This window comes from Bacillus sp. S2(2019) (assembly GCF_005144805.1).
GTDB lineage: Bacteria > Bacillota > Bacilli > Bacillales > Bacillaceae > Bacillus > Bacillus altitudinis.
Map to the genome: position 1 here is coordinate 143,989 of NZ_SWFL01000002.1, position 19,743 is coordinate 163,731.

At 42.0% G+C, this 19,743-nt stretch carries 22 protein-coding genes; 7 read left to right on the top strand and 15 right to left on the bottom strand.

Translation table 11 applies throughout. The features are described from left to right. Positions 1–142: 142 nt before the first annotated feature. Entirely contained in the window at positions 143–1,111 is a 969-nt protein-coding gene (locus FBF75_RS05910) for a 2-hydroxyacid dehydrogenase (protein WP_035389298.1), read from the bottom strand. A 74-nt stretch (positions 1,112–1,185) separates the two neighbouring features. Next, entirely contained in the window at positions 1,186–2,226 is a 1,041-nt protein-coding gene (gene yutH / locus FBF75_RS05915; protein WP_007500419.1) for a spore coat putative kinase YutH, read from the bottom strand. A 113-nt stretch (positions 2,227–2,339) separates the two neighbouring features. On the opposite strand from yutH, the gene FBF75_RS05920 reads away from it, so the two are divergent. Beyond that, entirely contained in the window at positions 2,340–2,840 is a 501-nt protein-coding gene (locus FBF75_RS05920) for a phosphatidylglycerophosphatase A family protein (protein ID WP_024719755.1), read from the top strand. A 42-nt stretch (positions 2,841–2,882) separates the two neighbouring features. On the opposite strand, the gene FBF75_RS05925 is transcribed toward FBF75_RS05920, so the two are convergent. Genes FBF75_RS05925 through FBF75_RS05935 form a run of 3 tightly spaced genes read right to left on the bottom strand, consistent with a single transcriptional unit; the run spans position 2,883 to position 4,403 of the window. Then, entirely contained in the window at positions 2,883–3,653 is a 771-nt protein-coding gene (locus tag FBF75_RS05925; protein ID WP_008346835.1) for a TIGR01457 family HAD-type hydrolase, read from the bottom strand. Positions 3,654–3,674: 21 nt separating this feature from the next. After that, positions 3,675–4,109: a DUF86 domain-containing protein gene (locus tag FBF75_RS05930; RefSeq protein ID WP_024719757.1), complete on the bottom strand. Its 435-nt coding sequence runs from the start codon at positions 4,107–4,109 to the stop codon at positions 3,675–3,677. 18 nt (positions 4,110–4,127) lie between these two features. Beyond that, entirely contained in the window at positions 4,128–4,403 is a 276-nt protein-coding gene (locus FBF75_RS05935) for a YutD family protein (protein ID WP_060832611.1), read from the bottom strand. 120 nt (positions 4,404–4,523) lie between these two features. Between FBF75_RS05935 and FBF75_RS05940 the strand changes: the two genes are divergently transcribed. Further along, positions 4,524–5,159 carry a YhcN/YlaJ family sporulation lipoprotein gene (locus tag FBF75_RS05940; protein WP_007500413.1) on the top strand — a complete coding sequence of 212 codons (636 nt, stop codon included), beginning with the start codon at positions 4,524–4,526 and terminating at the stop codon, positions 5,157–5,159. A gap of 39 nt (positions 5,160–5,198) precedes the next feature. Here the strand turns inward: FBF75_RS05940 and lipA are convergent, their stop codons facing one another. Further along, positions 5,199–6,095, bottom strand: a complete 897-nt coding sequence (gene lipA, locus FBF75_RS05945) for a lipoyl synthase (protein WP_008360456.1) — start codon at positions 6,093–6,095, stop codon at positions 5,199–5,201. A gap of 323 nt (positions 6,096–6,418) precedes the next feature. On the opposite strand from lipA, the gene FBF75_RS05950 reads away from it, so the two are divergent. Continuing rightward, positions 6,419–7,363 (top strand): M23 family metallopeptidase, encoded by a 945-nt coding sequence (locus tag FBF75_RS05950; RefSeq protein WP_240692325.1) that lies wholly within the window; start codon positions 6,419–6,421, stop codon positions 7,361–7,363. A gap of 81 nt (positions 7,364–7,444) precedes the next feature. Here FBF75_RS05950 and FBF75_RS05955 read toward each other — a convergent pair whose 3' ends face one another. After that, positions 7,445–7,675 carry a hypothetical protein gene (locus FBF75_RS05955; RefSeq protein ID WP_035389306.1) on the bottom strand — a complete coding sequence of 77 codons (231 nt, stop codon included), beginning with the start codon at positions 7,673–7,675 and terminating at the stop codon, positions 7,445–7,447. 192 nt (positions 7,676–7,867) lie between these two features. On the opposite strand from FBF75_RS05955, the gene FBF75_RS05960 reads away from it, so the two are divergent. Beyond that, the gene (locus FBF75_RS05960) at positions 7,868–8,332 is read left to right on the top strand and encodes a DUF2691 family protein (RefSeq protein ID WP_136944523.1); all 465 of its coding nucleotides are present in this window, start codon (positions 7,868–7,870) and stop codon (positions 8,330–8,332) included. Between the two features lie 78 nt (positions 8,333–8,410). Here FBF75_RS05960 and yunB read toward each other — a convergent pair whose 3' ends face one another. The 4 genes from yunB to FBF75_RS05980 all read right to left on the bottom strand — a co-directional run bounded on the left by yunB (position 8,411) and on the right by FBF75_RS05980 (position 11,912). Next, positions 8,411–9,181, bottom strand: a complete 771-nt coding sequence (gene yunB / locus FBF75_RS05965) for a sporulation protein YunB (protein WP_007500406.1) — start codon at positions 9,179–9,181, stop codon at positions 8,411–8,413. A 69-nt stretch (positions 9,182–9,250) separates the two neighbouring features. After that, complete coding sequence (locus FBF75_RS05970) at positions 9,251–9,556, bottom strand: YunC family protein (protein WP_007500404.1); 306 nt, start codon at positions 9,554–9,556, stop codon at positions 9,251–9,253. 67 nt (positions 9,557–9,623) lie between these two features. Beyond that, the gene (locus FBF75_RS05975) at positions 9,624–10,997 is read right to left on the bottom strand and encodes a bifunctional metallophosphatase/5'-nucleotidase (protein ID WP_113747025.1); all 1,374 of its coding nucleotides are present in this window, start codon (positions 10,995–10,997) and stop codon (positions 9,624–9,626) included. A 63-nt stretch (positions 10,998–11,060) separates the two neighbouring features. After that, positions 11,061–11,912: a DUF72 domain-containing protein gene (locus FBF75_RS05980; RefSeq protein WP_050826579.1), complete on the bottom strand. Its 852-nt coding sequence runs from the start codon at positions 11,910–11,912 to the stop codon at positions 11,061–11,063. Between the two features lie 316 nt (positions 11,913–12,228). Between FBF75_RS05980 and FBF75_RS05985 the strand changes: the two genes are divergently transcribed. Further along, on the top strand, positions 12,229–13,401 hold the full coding sequence (locus FBF75_RS05985; RefSeq protein WP_136944524.1) for a PucR family transcriptional regulator: 1,173 nt from the start codon (positions 12,229–12,231) through the stop codon (positions 13,399–13,401). A 64-nt stretch (positions 13,402–13,465) separates the two neighbouring features. Next, positions 13,466–14,623 (top strand): oxalate decarboxylase family bicupin, encoded by a 1,158-nt coding sequence (locus tag FBF75_RS05990; protein ID WP_136944525.1) that lies wholly within the window; start codon positions 13,466–13,468, stop codon positions 14,621–14,623. A 48-nt stretch (positions 14,624–14,671) separates the two neighbouring features. Here FBF75_RS05990 and FBF75_RS05995 read toward each other — a convergent pair whose 3' ends face one another. Then, positions 14,672–15,865, bottom strand: coding sequence for an MFS transporter (locus FBF75_RS05995; protein ID WP_019743815.1), 1,194 nt, complete (start codon positions 15,863–15,865; stop codon positions 14,672–14,674). A 163-nt stretch (positions 15,866–16,028) separates the two neighbouring features. Next, positions 16,029–17,264: a pyridoxal-phosphate-dependent aminotransferase family protein gene (locus tag FBF75_RS06000; protein ID WP_136944526.1), complete on the bottom strand. Its 1,236-nt coding sequence runs from the start codon at positions 17,262–17,264 to the stop codon at positions 16,029–16,031. 173 nt (positions 17,265–17,437) lie between these two features. Between FBF75_RS06000 and FBF75_RS06005 the strand changes: the two genes are divergently transcribed. Then, positions 17,438–18,316, top strand: a complete 879-nt coding sequence (locus tag FBF75_RS06005; protein WP_017367997.1) for an endonuclease I family protein — start codon at positions 17,438–17,440, stop codon at positions 18,314–18,316. Between the two features lie 120 nt (positions 18,317–18,436). Here FBF75_RS06005 and FBF75_RS06010 read toward each other — a convergent pair whose 3' ends face one another. Together FBF75_RS06010 and FBF75_RS06015 are read right to left on the bottom strand one after the other, a co-directional pair. Beyond that, the gene (locus FBF75_RS06010) at positions 18,437–18,895 is read right to left on the bottom strand and encodes a hypothetical protein (protein ID WP_025207927.1); all 459 of its coding nucleotides are present in this window, start codon (positions 18,893–18,895) and stop codon (positions 18,437–18,439) included. 125 nt (positions 18,896–19,020) lie between these two features. Then, positions 19,021–19,740: an IucA/IucC family C-terminal-domain containing protein gene (locus FBF75_RS06015; RefSeq protein WP_136944527.1), complete on the bottom strand. Its 720-nt coding sequence runs from the start codon at positions 19,738–19,740 to the stop codon at positions 19,021–19,023. Positions 19,741–19,743: the final 3 nt, after the last annotated feature.

A 19,743-nucleotide genomic window follows, 5' to 3' on the forward strand; every position in this document is an offset into this window, starting at 1 on the left:
TTATAAAGGGGTATCCTCATTTTGACAAGGTAATAAAATAAGAGAATATGAGAATGAAACCGCTTAACAACTATTTATATCAAGATTCTATATTTTCAAAATATTTTTGTGAGAAAAGCTCCCGAAGCCGGGAAGCTTGAGATTACGCCTGAACTGGCGTTTTGGCTTGCTGATCTTGCAGGACAAGCGCAATATTTTCAGCACATAAATGCATCATGTTTTTTCTCGTTTCAACACTTGCACTTCCGATATGAGGAAGCACTGTTACATTTGGTAATGTCGTTAACGGGTGATCTGGGCTGACTGGTTCCTTGCTAAATACATCAAGACCTGCTCCTGCAATTTTCCCTGTCGTGACAGCATCATATAAAGCATCTTCGTCTACCGTCTGCCCTCTGGAAACGTTGATGAAGTAAGCCGTGTTCTTCATCTGCTCAAATGCTTTCTTATTAAACATTTCTTTCGTTTCAGGCGTTAAAGGCGTCAAACAAACGATGAAATCAGACTGCGTAAGCAGCTCATCAAATGCGGCATAGGTCACACCTAGCTGCGCTTCTGCTTCTGGCTTTCTTGAACGATTATGATACAGAACATTCATATCAAAACCTTTTGCCCGCTTGGCCAGTGCGGTTCCAATACTGCCCATTCCGACAATCCCTAACGTTTTATGATGAACATCCGCACCGGCTAGAAGAAGCGGCCCCCAGCCTGTCCAGTTCCCATCCTTAATCCAATCACTCGCTTCGACAATTCGTCTTGCTGACGCCATCAAAAGCGCAAAGGCTAAATCAGCCGTCGATTCTGTTAAGACGTCCGGTGTATGACATACCGTGATCCCGTGCTTTTTAGCTGCCTTTAGATCAATATTGTCATAGCCGACCGCGAGATTCGCGACCACTTTTAGATTTGGAGCATTTGATAAAAGTTCCTCATCTACTTGATCTGACAGCATTGTGAGCAGCCCATCTGCTTGAGCCGCTTGTTTTTCTAACTCTTCTCTTGGACACGGCTCATCCTCGCTCGTCCACATGTCAATATGAGCGACTTCTTTTAATGGTGTAAGTGTTGTTTCATCAAGCTTTCTTGTGATATAGACATAAGGTTTCGTCAAGAAGAACACTCCTTTGATTGATTTCTTTAAGCATAACGAAAAACGCCTCAAGAGAAAAGAGACGTTTCGTCTGTTCACTGAAACTTCAAATCAGCGGATTGATGAATCCATCCAACAGGAGGAATGAGATGCCCACCGCTGCGCATGGCACTCAATTCTTGAAACACCTTGAGAAAATATTCGTAGCGGTTCGCATCATTTAAAACGTAATCTAATCGTTCTTCATAATAAGATTTTTCATTTTCTCCTGACATATAATAACCTTCGACAATTTCAAAATAATGAAGCGGAAACAGAAGACGGCTGTACAGCAGACGCTTTGAAAATGATGAAAGAGGCGTAACCTGCTCATATTGCTGCAAAAAGGAGAATCCCTCTTCAATTAAATCCTCCTTATGCTGGACAAAGGTTTCTCTTAAATATTCCGCGATATCTCTTGTTGGATGGTCAAATACCCAGTCAACAGGTAAACGAAGCGGCTGCTCATGTGGCCAGGTCATACGTGAAAAGCGCTGATGACAAACAGTACCTGAATCACATTCTTTTGGTTCATCATCAAGCTCTGTATCCACTAAATATTGAATGGCATTTTCCGTTAATCCGAGATAATACGGAAAGGATTCAATGAATTTCTTTTCAAATCGTTCAAGTGGTTTTTGATGCATTTGCTGCATCCAAAAGCCTTCCAGCTGGTCTAACCGTTTTGCCCATAATTCCTTCCAAGCTCCGACACGTTTTGTTTCAGACACCTCATAAGGAAACCCTCTCCCTCTGACATGAAAAGCCGCCAGCTCTGGTGCGTGCTGAAATGAGCGGCTTGTAACCCGCGGTGCTGCCTTTAATAGAGCGTACAGTTCTTTTCCATGGGTAAAAGTCGGTTTCTCTTCGTTTGTTAATTCAAACACGGCAACGTATGGGTCACCGTCATTCAGTAAATACTGACTGATATGATAAAGCTCTGTGAGTTCTTCTTCTCGCAAATGAGACACGGGAACAATGATGAAGAGAGCTTTCGCCGTTTGAAAGCTCTGATAACTGCCATATGGCATAAATTGACGCACATCAATACCAAATGTGTGATAAATGGTTTCTTTCATGATTTCACCTGCGTTCATAAAATCAGTCTCTTATCATATCGTAGTCGCAGGTTGAGGGATTTATGAATACTATTTACTATCCGAAGCTTTTTCACACGTTGTGGACAAATTACGAGGATTGGGTGAGGAACATGCCGCATCATCATGAGATGAACGAAGTAGAAAAAACAGCAAGACGCCGTTTACAAGAACGAGGCGTAACCATTCAAGATATAGCAGACCTTGTCTTCTTTTTGCAGGAAAAATATCATCCTGGCTTAGACATGACAGAGTGCATCCACAATGTGGAACGTGTCATCGCAAAACGTGAAGTCCAAAATGCCATCTTAACAGGCGTTGAACTAGATGTTCTCGCTGAGCAAAAAAAGCTGACAGAACCGCTGCAATCCATTCTTGAAACAGATGAAAGTCTATATGGTGTGGATGAAATTTTATCCTTTGCCATCGTTAATATTTATGGCTCCATCGGCTTTACGAATTACGGATATATCGATAAAGAAAAACCAGGGATTCTCGGGAAACTCAACGATAAATCCTCAGGCGAATGCCACACCTTTTTAGATGACATTGTCGGTGCTATTGCTGCGGCAGCATCAAGCAGACTGGCACATAGTGCGAGAAATGCAGAATAAAACACAAAAGAGGACGTGCGTCTGACGCTTGTCCTCTTTTCATTAAGATAATCGTTCAATCCACTCAGATAATGAATCAATGACATAGGTTGGCTGTTTGTCATATTTCTGAAGCAGCTCTTTTGTCGTGACGCCTGTATGGACAAGCAGTGTATCCATCCCTGCATTCATCCCTGCCATAATATCGGTATCATAATTATCGCCCACCATGAGCGTCTCTGACACATCTGTCCCGAGCACCCGCATGGCCTGTTCCATAATGATAGACTCTGGCTTTCCGATAAATGTTGGCTGCACTGTTGTTGTAACCGTCAGCACAGATGTTAACGATCCATTTCCAGGTAACAGCCCTCTTTCTGTCGGAATGGCAATATCTCCATTTGTTGAAACAAATTGTGCACCTTGACGGATCGCAATGGCTCCTACCGCTAGTTTTTCATATGTAATACCGCGGTCTATTCCAACGACAACGAAATCAGCGTCTTCTTGACCAAACGACAAGCCTTTTTCTTCGATGGCCTGCTGAATGCCTTCTTCTCCGATCACATACACCGAGGCATCTTTCTTTTGTTCTGCGATATAGTTTGCCGTCGCCATACTTGTTGTAAAGACTTGTTCTTCCGTTGCTGGAATATCGAATGAAACCAGTTTCTCTGCTACTTGCTTCGGTGTGCGTGAAGAGTTATTCGTGACAAACAAATAAGGGATGTTCAACTCATTTAACTTGTGAACAAATTGCCCCGCCTCTTCAATCTTTTCTGTTCCTTTATACATCGTCCCGTCTAAATCAATTAAATAGCCTTTGTATTTCATGCTGCTTACAACTCCAATGGTTTATTTAAACGCTGATACTGGTCCAAGCTCCTGCTCCAAGTAAGTGCGAATTCGATTCGGGAAGACTTGCAGCGCCTGTTCTACCTCACTGATGACCTGCAACAAATCGTGATGAACCACTTCTTGGTATTGCTGAACAAGTGTTTTACGGCACGAGACCAGTTTTTTCAGGTGAGTGCCTTCTTCTGTTGGTACAACCTTTTCGTCCACAAGAATATCCATGATGTCGTCATAGCTTCCCGGGTCCCGCATGATAAAGCCGTCAATCATATCATTTCCTGTATCAAGAATACATTCGACGAGCAAATGAACAATTCGTTCCAGCGCTTTTTTTTCTAAAGGGCTTGACCATGTTTGATGACTGCGCATCAAATCATATTGCTCCTCAAAAAAACGTAATGTCTCTTCAATCTTCTTTCTGTCTACGAAATACATCATGACGCCCCCTTTGCGTTATTTTCTAATCCGCTTTAAGACAAAATAGGCACAGCCAAAATTACAGTATTCATAAATGTATTCATCGAGTGTACTGATTTTTGTATCGAATGTGGCCTTTTGGTTTTGGTCATCAAAGAACCCCTTCAGCCTTAGCTGGTTGTAGCCCCAATCCCCCACAATATAATCATACTTATTTAAAATATCTGAGTACCTTGCTTTAAACGCTTCCTCATCAAAGCCGTCTTTGATTTCTCTGACAAGATCAAAGCTAGCATTCTGAATGACGATCATCTTCTCACCTCTTTTTAAACGATCCACCTTTAATGATAATTCATTGGAACAACTCCATCAATTGCTAAAGCATGTTTTTTCCGATTTAGCCGAAGCTAAAGAAAAAAGGAGGTCACATTTATGATGAAACAACTGACAGCCACTATTCTCCTATGCATGCTTTTAGGCGGATGCGGCTTTCAATCAGGCATGAACCGGCAAGTGGATGAAGATTCTTCCAGCAAGACAATTCGCCTGTCTGATCGTCATGAAGGAAATAATTCCAACATGCCAGAAGCAGATACGAATCGAGCAGGCTATGTTCGTTATCAGCGCCAGCAAGTAACCGATCAGAAGGAAAGAACCCCTGCTTTAAATCGTGAGCATCTTGCCCACGTGATTACAAGTTTAGCCATCCAGCTGCCAAATATAAAGGATGCAGCAACACTTGTCACAGACGAGGATGCCCTCATTGTGTATCGAACAGGCAACAAAAACCGAGATGAATCAGCCGATCAAGTGAAAAAAACAGCGGTTTCTGTTCTCCCTCGTTATTATCATGTGTACGTCTCTGATAACCCAGAGCACTTTCAATCCATTGCCAATTTTTCACGTCTTCAAACCAATTCACGTGATTTTGATCAAATTTTAACGAAAACGATTCAACAAATGAAATACTCTCCTCAAGGCGGAGATATTTCAACGAAAGAAGATGCCAATGGCATGACGAATTCCGATCGGACCATGAGACGAAACGCACCTTACGGCCAAAATTAATACGAGAAAAAACGCCAGAGAGCTCTGGCGTTTTCTTTGTTATGCTTGCGCTTGACGCTTCTTAGACGCTTCGTTTACTTGTTCGTCTGCATGATAAGAAGAACGGACAAGCGGTCCAGCTTCACAGTGGCTAAAGCCTTTTGACATGGCAATTTCCTTTAGCTCTGCAAACTCATCTGGATGGTAGTATTTTTGCACTTTCAAATGCTTTTTCGAAGGTTGTAAATACTGACCAATTGCCATGATGTCAACGTTATTAGCAAGAAGATCATCCATAACTTCGATGATTTCTTCCTTCGTTTCACCGAGTCCAATCATAATGCTTGATTTCGTTGGAATGTCAGGCTGCATTTCTTTTGCACGACGCAAGAATTCCAATGAACGATCGTATGTAGCTCGTGCACGAACTCTTGGTGTTAACCTGCGTACTGTTTCAATATTGTGATTTAAAATATCAGGGCGTGTATCCATTAACGTTTTCAAATTATCATAATTGCCACCCATGTCTGAAGGGAGAACTTCAATTGTTGTGAATGGACTTTTTCTTCTAATGGCACGAACAGTTTCAGCAAATACGCCTGCTCCACCATCTTTTTGGTCATCCCTTGCAACCGCTGTTATAACAGCGTGCTTTAAATTCATCAAAGCCACTGAATCTGCCACGCGTTCTGGCTCTTGCAAGTCTAACTCAGTAGGAAGTCCGGTTTTCACCGCACAGAAACGGCATGCGCGCGTACAAACAGATCCGAGGATCATAAATGTAGCAGTTCTTCTCACTGCCCAGCATTCGTGAATATTCGGACATTTCGCTTCCTCACAAACGGTATGCAGGTTGTTTTCCCGCATCATTTTTTTCAAACCGGTATAGTTTTCATTCGTATTCAGCTTAATTTTAAGCCAGTCCGGTTTTCTTACGTGCTCTTCCTTCTTTGCCAATTCCATCATCTCCATATGAATTCATTAAAGGTGCATATACAATCATCTTCCTGCTATATACGATGGATGCAGCTATTGCCGCAAAAAATTGAATCTTCGGCCTAAGGCCTTTTCTTTAGACACTTTAACATAGTACAGATTGAACAACAAGGGAATGAGCTGCAAAAATACCCAAAAGACTCCTAAAATAACAGAAGAAAATTACTAACATTTTCTTCTTATGAAATAACGTGATCAAACCACACTAAACGGTAGAAGAGATGTTCGAAGAAAGGAGATGGACGTTTGTGAAAGTGGTTTTAGCGATCATCATCGCTCTTTCAATGATTCCCGCATCAGTCCAAGCACAAGGGGCAAACAAGCAGCCTGATGAATTAAAACAGCGAATGGCACTGTATGAAAAGATCGCCATCACCACACAGGTCCCGTGGTATGTACTTGCTGCGGTTGATCAGTATGAACACAATATACGCAAAAACAGAAGAGATTTACCCAAACAAACAGGTGTGATTGGCATCTACATTCCCCGGGAAATGTGGATAGGACCAGAAAATCCCAATAAGCAGGATACCTCTCCATTAAGCATTAAAGTTTTTGACGGTATTGGGCTTGATGGTAATGGGGATGGAAAAGCAGAAATCGATAACGATGAAGATGTCCTGTTCACGTTTGCTCAATACTTGCTCCATTACGGCAGCAGCATCGACCAATTAAAAATCGCGCTGTGGGATTATTACGGACGTGATCAAACCGTTGGAATCATTTCATCTTTTATGAAGCTCTATCAGCATTACGGCCATCTTGACCTTGGAAAGCATGCGTTTCCTCTTCCGGTTGGCGCTGACTACAGCTACAGGAGTACATGGGGTGATGCGAGAGGCTTTGGAGGCAGAAGAATTCATGAGGGCACTGATCTTTTTGCTCATTACGGTCTTCCTGTTCGTGCGACATCGTACGGCGTGATTGAAATGAAAGGCTGGAACCGCTTTGGCGGCTGGCGGATCGGCATTCGAGATATTCATAATCATTATCATTATTTTGCCCACTTAAATGGCTTTGCTAAAGGACTCAAAGCTGGGCAGATTGTAGAACCTGGTCAAGTCATCGGATCAGTCGGAAGCTCCGGTTACGGTCCACCTGGCACAGCAGGAAAATTCCCGCCACACCTTCATTACGGCATGTATAAAGACAATGGACGAACTGAATGGTCGTTTGATCCTTACCCTCATTTAAGGGCATGGGAAAGAGCCGAGCGGAAACGTCATTAAATAAAAGGAGAAGTTTAGCGATACCGCTTGCTTCTCCTTTTGATATGTATCAACATTTCCCCGGAAATCATGCTTAAGCAATTACTGCTTATGCTTTTCTTTCAATCCTAAAACTAAAAAAAGAATCCCCATAATGAAAAAAAGGAGATACACAACTGTTACTTCAAGTGGAATCATGTCAAACATCCCTCTAAATAAGTCGACACTCAAACTGTCACTCCCAGCTAATAATATCGATGCTGACATATATTTAGCACTAAATACAATGGCAAATACCAAAAAACAAAACCCGCTTACATAAATTTTCTTCATATCAATCAAATCCTCCTCTCACTTTCATAACAGACGATCGTGAAAAATCAGCCTTCAGGATAGCTATCACTATTTAAAAAAGTAAAACAATGAACATTTATCATGACATGTAATCCGTATGGAATCAACTGGTTAATTAGGATATGATGAGCCAATGAAAGACTACTTCACAAAGAGTTAGGGGGCTGTTTTTTGAAAAGAGGAATGACCTTTACCATTCCAAATGAATACGGAGTCTTCCTTGGAGAAGTGCTAAAACCGATCGACATCACCAAATTCAGCTGGCGAATCGATACCGAAGACTCGAATATACTAGTTGATGGTGAAAAAGATGAAGAACTTTTTCCTGAAGGTAAAACAGAAATGGACGGTATAGAAATCAAACACCTCATTGAAAACAAGACGTATTATATGATTTTCGCCGATTTACAAGCATATCCAAAAGGGACATTGTCTCATATTAAGACCTATGAAGAATTTATTGAAAGCCAATGCGAGCTTGTTATTTTAGTGGCCGATTGCTCCTATGTCACGATCTATTGCAAAAATAAGGGAACACTCGAATGGCTATACAAGAATGCAGTTGAATGTGGATTTGAAGACGTGACCTATATCACCGATGAAAATGATACAAGGACAAGACTGTCTGTTTCGTAACAACAAAACGTTCATCACAAAAACACTATATGCAATCACAGCATATGAAAAAAACAGCCCAATTCGTCCATTGGGCTGTTATTCTTTCTTCTCCTTTTTCTCCGGCAGAACAATCGATGGAGCGCCTGAATTTGTTCCGCTGCCATTATAATAATCTGGGACGTCTCCTTGAACGGCTTGGATGGAGACAGGCACGGAATTTTTGACGACGATGGTTTCTGAGGCGAATGGGATGATGACTCTCACCTTCACCTCAATGAGCACACTAATATCAATCAAGGCATTGTTAATGCCATATGGCTTGATGTTTTTTTCAACGTCTGTATGCGGGTCACCAATGACACTAAATCGTACAGGTACTTTTGGTCCTAGGTTGGCGATAAGTGCATTTCCGGACGCTTGCCCAAGCGGAATGTTATATATAATGCCGTCATGTCCATCTGTTTGATCCTTTAATGCTTCTTTTGCCTCTTTTTGAAAATTCCCCTTTTCAATGTCCTCTAGATTTTTTTGAAGGTGACGTGACAGGTCAGCCATTGCTTTCGATGTTGCTTGCGCATTGAAGTCGATAGTTGTCACTTTTCCGTTCTCACTTGTATTCATCACAACCATATCTTTCATATTCTCCTGATCATCTGCAAAATCCTGAACAGAATATTGGATGAGATGATTGGCAATTCGTTCTGTTTCTAGTTCAGCAATGTGAATCAACGTTGGTTTAATGGAACGATTGATGAAGAATAGGCTAATGACAGTTGAGAGCACAAAAAATAATATGGCAAGCAGCATGACATAACGAAATGGCAGAGGGCCCTTTTTATAGGGGCGATAACGGCGGTTTAATCTCAATAAAAAATCCCCCCTTCTCCATTACAAGTGTATGCAGACAGGCGGGGGGATAGGAATCATCTGTTCATTTTATTTCACCATTTTTAATAATGCATCTCTTCCAATTGTGCCAGCATGAATGCCGAGCGACTCAGCGGCATATGTCACAGATTCTAAAGGTGCATCCAGCAATTGCTCGATGGTTCTTACACCGACTGCTCTTCCTGCGATGATTCCTCTATCTGCAAGCTTTTCATTTAGGAGCCCGACATCAAGTGCACCGCACATAATATAACCATGCTCATTTGTCACTGCCATGAAATTGGTCTTTGGCAGTTTGACGGTGACGGCTGTAAAGGAATGGCCATCAATTGTAATAGGTGTTAAATTCACCATATCCCTTCACTCCCTTCAACACAATCTATGTGAAGGGAGGGCAAGTGTTGTTAGGCTGGAGCGGATTTCACTTGGCGTCCTTCAATCGCCAGCTCAGGACATCACGCAAAAATTCCGGCATGAAATATTCAATGTGTTCATGGTCACGTATATGAGGAAAAAGAGAGCCAAGTGTATACATATCCACTGTGCCAACCGTATAGGAATCATCTTCTTTGACGAGTTGATCGTTTACATAGACATCTTTTACTCGTTTGGTTTCGCCCTCTTCTAATGAATAAGTCAAACCGCTGTATAGCATTTTCCCCATCAGTTCGCCTCTAAAGCCAAAACCTTTGATGCGTAGCTGTTCCATTTTTTCTTCACAGCCACGAGACACTGTTTCGATCAATTGCTTCCCAGTAAGTGTCACCCTGATTGGATTAATTGGATGAGGACATATCCGGTGAATGTCCTCTCTTGTGACGATGCCAGCCTCTAATGAATCAAGCACCATCCCTGCATTCATCATGCCGATATCTGCCTCGCACCATTCTTTAATGGCATCTGTTAAAAGCTGCGGAAGCTGGGAGTCATCAAACCACTTTGTTTCGAGCTTTGATTCAATGGATGTCACTTTTTCCTGCATGAGTGACTTCGCTCTTCTTTCAGCTTTCTGTAAAGTCGTGATCGCTTCATCGGATTCACTGATCAGCTGGTCCACTGATTGCACTGTCGCTTTTTTCTCGATGAGCTCGCTACTCGCTGTATCAATGGTCAGCTCGACACAGCCAATATAATGCCCATACTTTTCAGCACAAGCAAGAAGAACACCATTATCCATCTCGCCCTGTTCTAAAAGATGATGCGTATGTGAGCCTAAGATGATGTCGATTTCCGGGAAGTCATGGGCTACCTCTCGATCATGGATGATGCCTAGATGGGAAAGAAGAACAATGACGTCGGCTTGTCCTTTCACTTCTTGCAGCATCTCCCGTATGCTCTCAAATGGGTCTGTAATGTCCCAGCCCAGCTTTTCATAGACAGGTGTATACGCAATGGTCACCCCTAAGATGGCGATTTTCAGTCCATTCTTCAATGTGATCACTTCATAAGGCTTTGCCCACGATGGTCTTTTGCCTTTTTTAAATAAATTAGATAAGATCACCGAAAATTGTGCGTCTTTGTACAATTGGTCGAGCTGCTCATGAGGCAATGTAATGCCTTCATTATTACCAATTGTGACTCCATCATAGCCAAGCTGATTGAGGAGTTTGACATTCACTTTTCCATAATCCGCTTCTGATACAAGGTTTACTCGATCCATATGATCGCCAATATCAAATAAGAGCATCTGATCGTGAACTTGACGCTTTTCTTCAATATAAGCTGCGATTTTCGGCCAATTTTCAAAGTGGCTGTGCAAGTCGTTTGTATGATATAACCATAGCTTCTGCAGCATGTTGATCTCTCCCTCAAGTTGTCACTGAACCGTCTCGTTCAAGTTGAAAGCCGCAGCTCTCGTTTAACTAAATAAATCTAACTGCTTCGGGGATAAGCTTGAATACGTCAAATCCAGCAAATCAATCATTTGCTGGCCATTCGTCGCCGCATCTCCGCCTGAGTTATTATTAAATACGACATATACATCTTTCGACTGCTGATGCAGGATGTCGAGGTTCTTTTTCCATTCCTTTAGTTCAGCTTCATTATATAAATATAAGTAACGAACTTCACGCCAGTTCTCATGATCTGCTGGGTGAAGCCAGCCTTGTTTATTTCTTCCGTGGAAACGGACTAATGTTTTGTCACGGTGTGTGGCTTTTATGACTGGCGGTATAGACCCTTCTCCGACTTGCGGTTCATCACAGACGGAATGAATCCACCCTTCTTTCTCCATAAAGGATAAGGTTTGTTCATAAAACTCGTCTGAAAACCAAGTCCGGTTTCGGAATTCAAGTGCACAAGGAATATCCCCCATCTTCTCCTTACACCATCTTAAATAGTGGACGTGCTCCTTTTTGCAATCAAACCATGGTGGAAATTGAAACAGAACCATCGCCAGTTTCCCTGCTCGAATGAGAGGAGTCAGTGAAAGAATAAAGGCATCAAACATTTCTTCCTTTGAAGCAAACGGGATCTCGCCTCTTTGATGCCCGGTCATTCCTTGATATGCTTTCACGACAAATTGAAAGGCGTCTGGCGTATCTTTTATCCATTTTTCATGGTTGCGCTCAGGCTGAACAGCATAAAAGCTTGCATCCAGTTCCACAATGGGAAACGTTGATGCGTAGTGAAACAGCTTTTGAGAGCTGCCGATTTTCGGCGGGTACAGACTGTCATGATCTCCCCAGCCAGTTAATCCGATATAAATCATCTATCTCACCTCTTGCCACTTGCTTGTCTAAACGGATTTTCCCATTGAAAGTCTTTGTTTCTTGGGATACCCATCTTTCTGAAAGAAATTCTTCTGTCTACAACATATCATATTTACCCATTTTTCTGAATGAAGATGACTGATGTGACGTGATTTTGCTCTGCCATCTTTTTTGTGATATTAAATGACAACTTTCTATCTAAATTGAATGGAGCTGATAACATAACATTTATATCAGAGACTTTGACAGCGATTGTCCATTTTTTTATTCATCTTCACCAAAGGCTTCAGCTCTAAAAAAGGAGAATGAGTGGATATGAACATTGTCGATCATCATGTTGAAGTATTGCAAAAAGTGGCCCAAAGAATTCATCAGCCTGTCTATTTGATCAATCAGTATGGACGTATTCTTTTCACCTCATCCCAAGGTATGACAAACCCAGATTGGATACAAATGCTCCGCTTGTTTCACAGTACGCAGCAGCATTATTTTTCTATGGTTCATTCAAAAGAAAGCGTTTCTGTTTTTCCTATCTATATAAACGAACAAGCTTATGATTATTTAGTCGTTCCCGCCTTCATTCATCCTCAAGACGATATGGAGCTACATTTGACCATTGTACAAGCTGTAAATGCCATGTCCATTTCACGTATCAAACAACATGCCATCAAGCAATCTACAGGGCGAGCCAAAAATGAATGGTTTCGCAAATGGATGGAGGGGACGATTTCCTCAGAGCAAGATGTTTCCTGTCTGGCACGCATGTTTGGATTAAACACAACGATTCCCTATATATGTATCGTCTGTCAACTTGATCAGAGCAGTCATTTCACTTGTTTCCTTAAGCAGCAAACCCTTGTAGATGATGTGTTTGCTTTACTTGAAAGCACCCTTTCGCACTGTCCATTTCCCGCCTTTCTTTTTGTCAAAGGAGATATCGGCATCTTCCTTATAGAAGAGACTGGCGGCTGGCTGGCAATGAACAAATCGATCTGCTCTTTTTTAAAACAAATGCAGATCCTTATTAAACAACATGTGAATGCCACCATTTCCTTTGGTGTGAGCTTAAGCGGTTATCTCATCACCGATCTGCCAAAAGGATTCAGTGAAGCTGCCCATGCTCTGCAATCAGGCCAGCTCTCATTACGAGCTGAATATATTCAGTTCTATCAAGCAAAAGATGTGTCAGATTTACTGAAGCTCATCCCACCAAAAGATTTAACAACATTCTATGAGCGGTATCTCCACCCATTATATGAACAATCACAAGTCGATCCAAACCTTCTCCACACCTTATCTGTTTATGTCGAAACACATTGCCATATTTCAGAAACAGCCAAACGTTTATCTGTTCATCGCAACACCGTGATATATCGACTGGAGAAATGTGAAGAACTGCTTCAGATCAGCCTAAAAGATCCTGACGCAACATTGCGCTTGCGCTTAGCTTTGCGTATTCAAAAGCACCTTTCATCCGATTCGGATTGAATCTTTTTTTCTTACGTCTCATATATTTTGGAGGAGAAATGTGAATGACAAGGAGTGGTGTCAAATGGATGAGGAGATTCGTCACATCCCGCAACCGATTCGAGACGATGGGGCCGGCGCAACCGATTTAGGCCCGCGAGACGTTCTGCGCGATATGGAGAACCCAGATATGTTCGTTCCCCCTAAAACGGATGCGGGGACGATTCCTAATTTAAAATTTTCATATTCTGATACACATATGCACTTGAATCATGGCGGCTGGTCGAGGGAAATTACCGAGCGAGAGCTGCCTGTATCAACAACTATTGCTGGTGTGAACATGCGGCTTACGCGCGGAGGTGTTCGTGAGCTTCATTGGCATAAGCAGGCGGAATGGGCGTATATGATTTTAGGTAAAGCCCGGATCACATCTGTAGATGCAGAAGGACGGAATATGATCGCTGATGTAGAAGAAGGAGACTTGTGGTATTTCCCGCCCGGTATTCCGCACTCCATTCAAGGTCTTGAGGATGGCTGTGAGTTTCTCCTTGTGTTTGATGATGGTGCTTTTTCTGAATTTGATACGTTCACCATCACAGACTGGTTTGCTCATACACCAAAAGACATTCTTTCTGCTAATTTCGGCGTGCCAATCAAGCTATTTGACCGCATTCCACATAAACAACGCTATATGTTTCAAGGCTCTTCACCGGCATCCATTGAAAGCCAAACAGTCTCTGATCCATACGGCGGCATCAAACCGCCATTTACCCACCAGCTCCTTCGTCAAAAACCAATCGTGACCTCTGGTGGAACCGTACGAATTGTCGACTCACGCAATTTTCCAGTATCTAAAACCATTGCTGCTGCACTTGTGGAGGTAAAACCTGGCGGGATGAGAGAAATGCACTGGCACCCGAATAATGATGAGTGGCAATACTATTTAACCGGTACAGCCAAAATGACGGTTTTTGGAGCAGGCGGGACAGCTCGCACCTTTAATTACAGAGCAGGTGATGTTGGTTATGTTCCTTTCGGAATGGGGCATTACATACAAAATATCGGGCAAACGAGCCTTTGGTTTCTAGAAATGTTTAAAAGCGATCGATTTGCAGATATTTCATTGAACCAATGGATGGCCTTAACCCCTCCTCAATTAGTGAAGGAGCATTTGCATGTAGACGATGCATTGATTCATTCGCTGCATAAAGAAAAATCACCAGTCGTGAAGTATGAGCGATGACGAAAAAAACCGATCCATTTGTGCTGATCGGTTTTTTCTATGCTGTCTTTACGATACGGCATGGGAATGTTGCTGCGCTTTTTTCGCCCATAAAATAGAAGCAATGAAACTCATACAAAGCACCAGCGTTCCAAACATAAATGGCAGCTCAATATTCACATCAAATAAAATACCCGCAAGACTTGGCCCGACGATATTCGCAAGGCTCATAAAGGAGGTATTGAGGCCGCCTGCTACCCCCTGCTGATTCCCTGCCATTTTAGATAGTAATGTATTGAGAGCTGGACGAACAAACGAGGTGGCCGATAAAAATAAAATGGAGCCCGTAAAAATGAGCCAAAAGGAAGGGGCAAAGCGGCAGGCGATCAGCATAAATGCCGCAGCTAAAAGGGCATAACGAACAACTCGCATTTCGCCAAATCGTTTCACAAAGGTATTTACTAAAGCACCTTGAACGATGACACCGGCAAGTCCAGCTACCGTAATCACAAATGCAATATCCTTCGGTGTAAAGCCATGTTTTTGGTCTACATATAAGCCAAAAATCGATTCAAAATGAATAATTCCGAAATTCAAAACAAAGGCCAAGATAAACAAAAAACCGTATGGTGTTTTTAAAGCCTGAATCATCTGCGTAAAAGGATTGAAATGAAGCTCTTTATTCAATCGTGCTTCTTCCTGCTTTTCCTTTGTTAAGGTTTCAGGTAAGAACAAGAAAGACAACAGCGTCGACAGGGCTGCAAAAGAACCAGCGATGAGGAAAGGAAAAGCAATCCCAAACTCAACCAAATAACCGCCCACACCCGGTCCAATGACAAAACCAAGTGTCATCGCAGCACTAAAAAGACCCATCCCTTTCCCTCGGTCCTTTTCACTTGTGATATCAGCAATGTAGGCAAACATGGCGGGCATCAGCAGCGCACCAGCAGCTCCGCCTAAAAATCGAGACACAAACAGCATCCAAAGCTGATCGGCAAATGCAAAAATAAATTGAGCTACCGTAAAGCCGGCAATCCCGGCAATAATCAATTTTCTGCGTCCAAATCGATCAGTCAGCGCTCCGGCGACGGGTGATAAGGCAAATTGTGTGAGGCCAGTTGCAGCAACGAGGAAACCAAGTGTTTTCCCAGTTGCGCCAAAGGCTTCAATATAACTTGGCATGACAGGAACGATCAGACCAAATCCAAGCATGGCAATAAAAATATTGAGCATCAAAATGTACAATCTGCCCATTTTTTTCATATCAAAACCTCTTTCTTCAAAATAAATGAAAATGATGACAAAAATGATTAGAACTTCTTCAGTATAGCGATATCGCTCTCTATAAGTCTAGTTTTTCAAAAAACAGCGTTTTTTCCCAAATAAAAAATACCCGCTGGTGGCGAGTATTTTGAGTATCCCTTTTTTATTCAGCTTGTTCATAGATGGAAAGAGCCGCCTGTAACCCGGCGCCACAATTGATGGCTGCTCCGTACTTCATCAAGATGGCTTCAAGGCCTGCTAAAACAAATAGAATATTTTCCTTTCGGCAGCTATAGCCCATTGAGCCAATTCTCCATATCCGCCCTGCAAGCGGCCCAAATGAACTCGCAATTTCAATTCCAAAATGATGAAGAAGATCAGCCCGGGCCGCTTCTCCGTCGATATCACTTGGAATGACGATACACGTCACGATCGGCATTTTGCAGTCTGGATCCCCAAATAATTCAAGCCCCATCGCTTCAAGTCCTGCCATTAAAGCCTTTTCATGAAACAAGTGGCGCTGAAAACGTTCCTTCAGGCCTTCTTCCAGCACAAGACGAACCCCTTCTCTCAGAGCATAAAGCATCGTCGTCGCTTCTGTATGATGATTTAACCGCCTCGGGCTCCAATAATCTTGCAGCTGGCTTAAATCAAAGTAATTGCTTTTGATTGGAGAAATGTCTACCTGTTTTTGCAGTTCGTCCTGTGTTGCAATCCCTTTTTCTACTTTCTTTCTCGATTGTACGACGTCTGCCACTCGTTCATTATATGTGATCGGTGACATCCCTGATGGAACAGACAAGCATTTCTGCGAGCCCCCAATTGCCGCATCGATTTTCCATTCGTCTACCTTGACCTCGACACCCCCAATTGTCGCCACAGCGTCTACAATAAAAAGCGCATCAAGCGCTCGGCATGCTTCACCAATTTTCTCAAGCGGCTGTAATCTTCCGGTAGATGTTTCACCATGAACCATCGCAACAATTTTCGGCTTGACTTGATGCATCTCTGCGATGATGTCGTCTTGCTTAAAAACCGTTCCCCATTCACATTCCATTGTATGTACCTCAGCACCATAGCGCTGTCCAATTTCAATCAGCAAATGACCGAAGCGTCCAAAGACCGGAACGAGCATCACATCTCCGGGCTCGATCACACTGGCAAGCACAGCTTCAAGTCCTGAGCGGGACGTCCCATCAATTGGATAAGCCCATTCATTTTCTGTTTGAAAAAGTGATCGTAATAAGGTCATCGTTTCATTCATGATCTCTGTAAATGCAGGATCAAATTGACCAAGAATTGGTGTACTCATCACCCGAAGGACTCTCGGATCTACTTCGACAGGTCCTGGTGTCATAATGGTTCTAGTAGGTGTGTGTAGTTCTTTCACGTTATCCATCCTCTCCCTTGCTGTGTCCATCCTTATATGCCCACTTATACAGCAATGCTGATAAAATAGCAATCTCTTTTCTTACGAATTGATTACATAAAATTTACGATAAATCCATTTATTTCTTTATGGCAATATGATAGAACTAAAGAGTATACATTCCCTATGAAGGAGGAAATAGAATGAAAAGATCTTTATTTGGAACTGTGGCCGCCGGAATCATGATTTTCGGTACATTTGCCGCTCCGCTGCCTCCCGCTGCAAATGCTCAAGGCTTTACTCTGAATGAACCGAGTCAAACCATCACCTTTTCCCCGTTACAGCTACAAACCGAAACATCTGCTCAACATGCGAAAACAACCGCTTCAAGTCAAATTGATTCCTATTACCAATCTGCTGCTGGCAAATCTGGGCCTGCTCTTAAGAAAGCATTACACGATATTATTGATGATCATACGCAGCTATCCTACAGCCAGGTTTGGGATGCATTAAAGAAAACGGATGAAGATCCAAAAAATCCAAGCAATGTGCTCTTGCTCTATAGCGGTATCTCCAGGTCAAAGCAAGCAAATGGAGGAAACGTGGGACAGTGGAACCGGGAGCATGTGTGGGCTAAATCTCACGGCAATTTTGGGACGAGCCAAGGACCTGGTACAGATCTCCATCACCTTCGGGCAACAGACGTACAAACGAATAGCACACGAGGAAATTTAGATTTTGATATAGGCGGAAATGAATACAAGGGAGCTCCGGGCAACTTCTACGACAGCGACTCATTTGAACCTCATAGCCGGGTGAAAGGAGATGTAGCAAGAATGCTCTTTTATATGGCCGTCCGATATGAAGGTGATGACCGTTTCCCAGATTTAGAATTGAACAACAAAGTGAATAATGGAAGCGCCCCTCTTCACGGCAAAATGTCTGTCCTATTGAAATGGCACAAGCAAGATCCAGTCGATCAAATCGAACGGAATCGTAACGAAATCATCTATCAAACGTACCAGCACAATCGCAATCCTTTCATTGATCACCCTGAATGGGTAAGCGATATTTGGGAATAAAAAAGAGAGGCACTGCTATGAGCAAGCAGTGCCTCTTTCCATTAATATCTCTAAAAAAGAGGATCATACAACATCAAACACACTTCTCATCTTATAAAGATTCTGATCATTATGTTATGTTTATTCCCCCAATTTACTAATAATAATTCTTTCTACATTGCGATCTAAACAGAAAAATTCTATTTTGATATCATGCTTTGAATCCTTATAGCCTAAAATTTCATATCCCTGATCGTCATTTCTACGATAATAATTTTCACCTAAATAATCATAGATATCTTTTTTAGTTGAATGAATATTTATTGTGTTGTTTATATTACTTTGATTATTTTCTAAAGAGATTGCCACTATTTCTTTTCTATTATTCACTTTAAAATAATTTGAATTTGAAGTTTTAATCCACTCGTTTTCACTATAGTTTCTCTTTATTAATCCCAACTTCAATTCTCCCACCTTTAATTCAGTAAGATTTGTACTTTTTACTTTAAGAAAAGAGATGTGGTTTTTAAGTGGTTGAATGAAGAACAAGCCAATGATGATGATGAAAATAAAGATGATATATATGATAATTTTTTTCATATCAGTTCCTTCCATAAATGATGATATAATGAAACAATATAACATAAATATCATATTTAAATTTACATATAAATATTTAAGAAAAATCTAATCTAATAAAAAAACACCTTGCATAAGGTGTTTTTTTACTTTAGCGGACAGACGAGACAATAATCAAGGCTCTCTGATTTTTTCTCAAGCTTATAATACATACAGCAAGTCTTTCGATTTGATGTGTCTAGCAAACTTTCATCTAAATTTAAGCTGTGCTGGAAAGGATTTTGCTTCGCTCCGAAAAGATCACCCGACGCCTTCTTCAGAAACAAATAATCCTCCCGTATGCGCTCTTTCATTTTAGGCTCTTCCGTTTCTCGCATCATGCTACGGTAAAGAGAATTGATACGTACCGCTACATTTTCCCATAAAATTGAATACGGAAGTCTTGAAGTACGTTTCAATACATCTAAAAGAGGTGTGACACACTGCGTAAATAGCGTGCGGACGACCTGCTCTCTCCACTCATGACGATCTCCTTCTAACTGAACAAAAGAACAGAGCGTTTCATCTAGCTCAATTTTACGATCTTCTCTAAAGACACACGCCTCTGGTGAAAACCGATAGACAGCATCATACATCGTCATCAAGTACAAAGTAGAACTAACAACTAAATAGGCATAGCGCTTTGAAAACATGGATGCCGCCACTGCTATATTCGGGGCATGCATCGCTTCCTTTTCAGCTTCTAATAAACGTCTGATAGATGCTTCTGAAAAAAGCGCAGCAAGTGTGCGATCAGATGTCATTGGTCCATTTGTGATGTGTACCCCGAAATCAAGTAATTCTCTCTCAACCCACTCTGGCCTCATATC

What these genes read in the sequence shown, in the direction of transcription:
- yutH (WP_007500419.1), bottom strand. Translation starts at nt 2,226, where the DNA reads ATGAACGCAGGTGAAATCATGAAAGAAACCATTTATCACACATTTGGT.
- FBF75_RS05920 (WP_024719755.1), top strand. Translation starts at nt 2,340, where the DNA reads ATGCCGCATCATCATGAGATGAACGAAGTAGAAAAAACAGCAAGACGC.
- FBF75_RS05925 (WP_008346835.1), bottom strand. Translation starts at nt 3,653, where the DNA reads ATGAAATACAAAGGCTATTTAATTGATTTAGACGGGACGATGTATAAA.
- FBF75_RS05930 (WP_024719757.1), bottom strand. Translation starts at nt 4,109, where the DNA reads ATGTATTTCGTAGACAGAAAGAAGATTGAAGAGACATTACGTTTTTTT.
- FBF75_RS05935 (WP_060832611.1), bottom strand. Translation starts at nt 4,403, where the DNA reads ATGATCGTCATTCAGAATGCTAGCTTTGATCTTGTCAGAGAAATCAAA.
- FBF75_RS05940 (WP_007500413.1), top strand. Translation starts at nt 4,524, where the DNA reads ATGATGAAACAACTGACAGCCACTATTCTCCTATGCATGCTTTTAGGC.
- FBF75_RS05950 (WP_240692325.1), top strand. Translation starts at nt 6,419, where the DNA reads ATGATTCCCGCATCAGTCCAAGCACAAGGGGCAAACAAGCAGCCTGAT.
- FBF75_RS05955 (WP_035389306.1), bottom strand. Translation starts at nt 7,675, where the DNA reads ATGAAGAAAATTTATGTAAGCGGGTTTTGTTTTTTGGTATTTGCCATT.
- FBF75_RS05970 (WP_007500404.1), bottom strand. Translation starts at nt 9,556, where the DNA reads ATGGTGAATTTAACACCTATTACAATTGATGGCCATTCCTTTACAGCC.
- FBF75_RS05975 (WP_113747025.1), bottom strand. Translation starts at nt 10,997, where the DNA reads ATGCTGCAGAAGCTATGGTTATATCATACAAACGACTTGCACAGCCAC.
- FBF75_RS05980 (WP_050826579.1), bottom strand. Translation starts at nt 11,912, where the DNA reads ATGATTTATATCGGATTAACTGGCTGGGGAGATCATGACAGTCTGTAC.
- FBF75_RS05985 (WP_136944524.1), top strand. Translation starts at nt 12,229, where the DNA reads ATGAACATTGTCGATCATCATGTTGAAGTATTGCAAAAAGTGGCCCAA.
- FBF75_RS05990 (WP_136944525.1), top strand. Translation starts at nt 13,466, where the DNA reads ATGGATGAGGAGATTCGTCACATCCCGCAACCGATTCGAGACGATGGG.
- FBF75_RS05995 (WP_019743815.1), bottom strand. Translation starts at nt 15,865, where the DNA reads ATGAAAAAAATGGGCAGATTGTACATTTTGATGCTCAATATTTTTATT.
- FBF75_RS06000 (WP_136944526.1), bottom strand. Translation starts at nt 17,264, where the DNA reads ATGGATAACGTGAAAGAACTACACACACCTACTAGAACCATTATGACA.
- FBF75_RS06005 (WP_017367997.1), top strand. Translation starts at nt 17,438, where the DNA reads ATGAAAAGATCTTTATTTGGAACTGTGGCCGCCGGAATCATGATTTTC.
- FBF75_RS06010 (WP_025207927.1), bottom strand. Translation starts at nt 18,895, where the DNA reads ATGAAAAAAATTATCATATATATCATCTTTATTTTCATCATCATCATT.
- FBF75_RS06015 (WP_136944527.1), bottom strand. Translation starts at nt 19,740, where the DNA reads ATGAGGCCAGAGTGGGTTGAGAGAGAATTACTTGATTTCGGGGTACAC.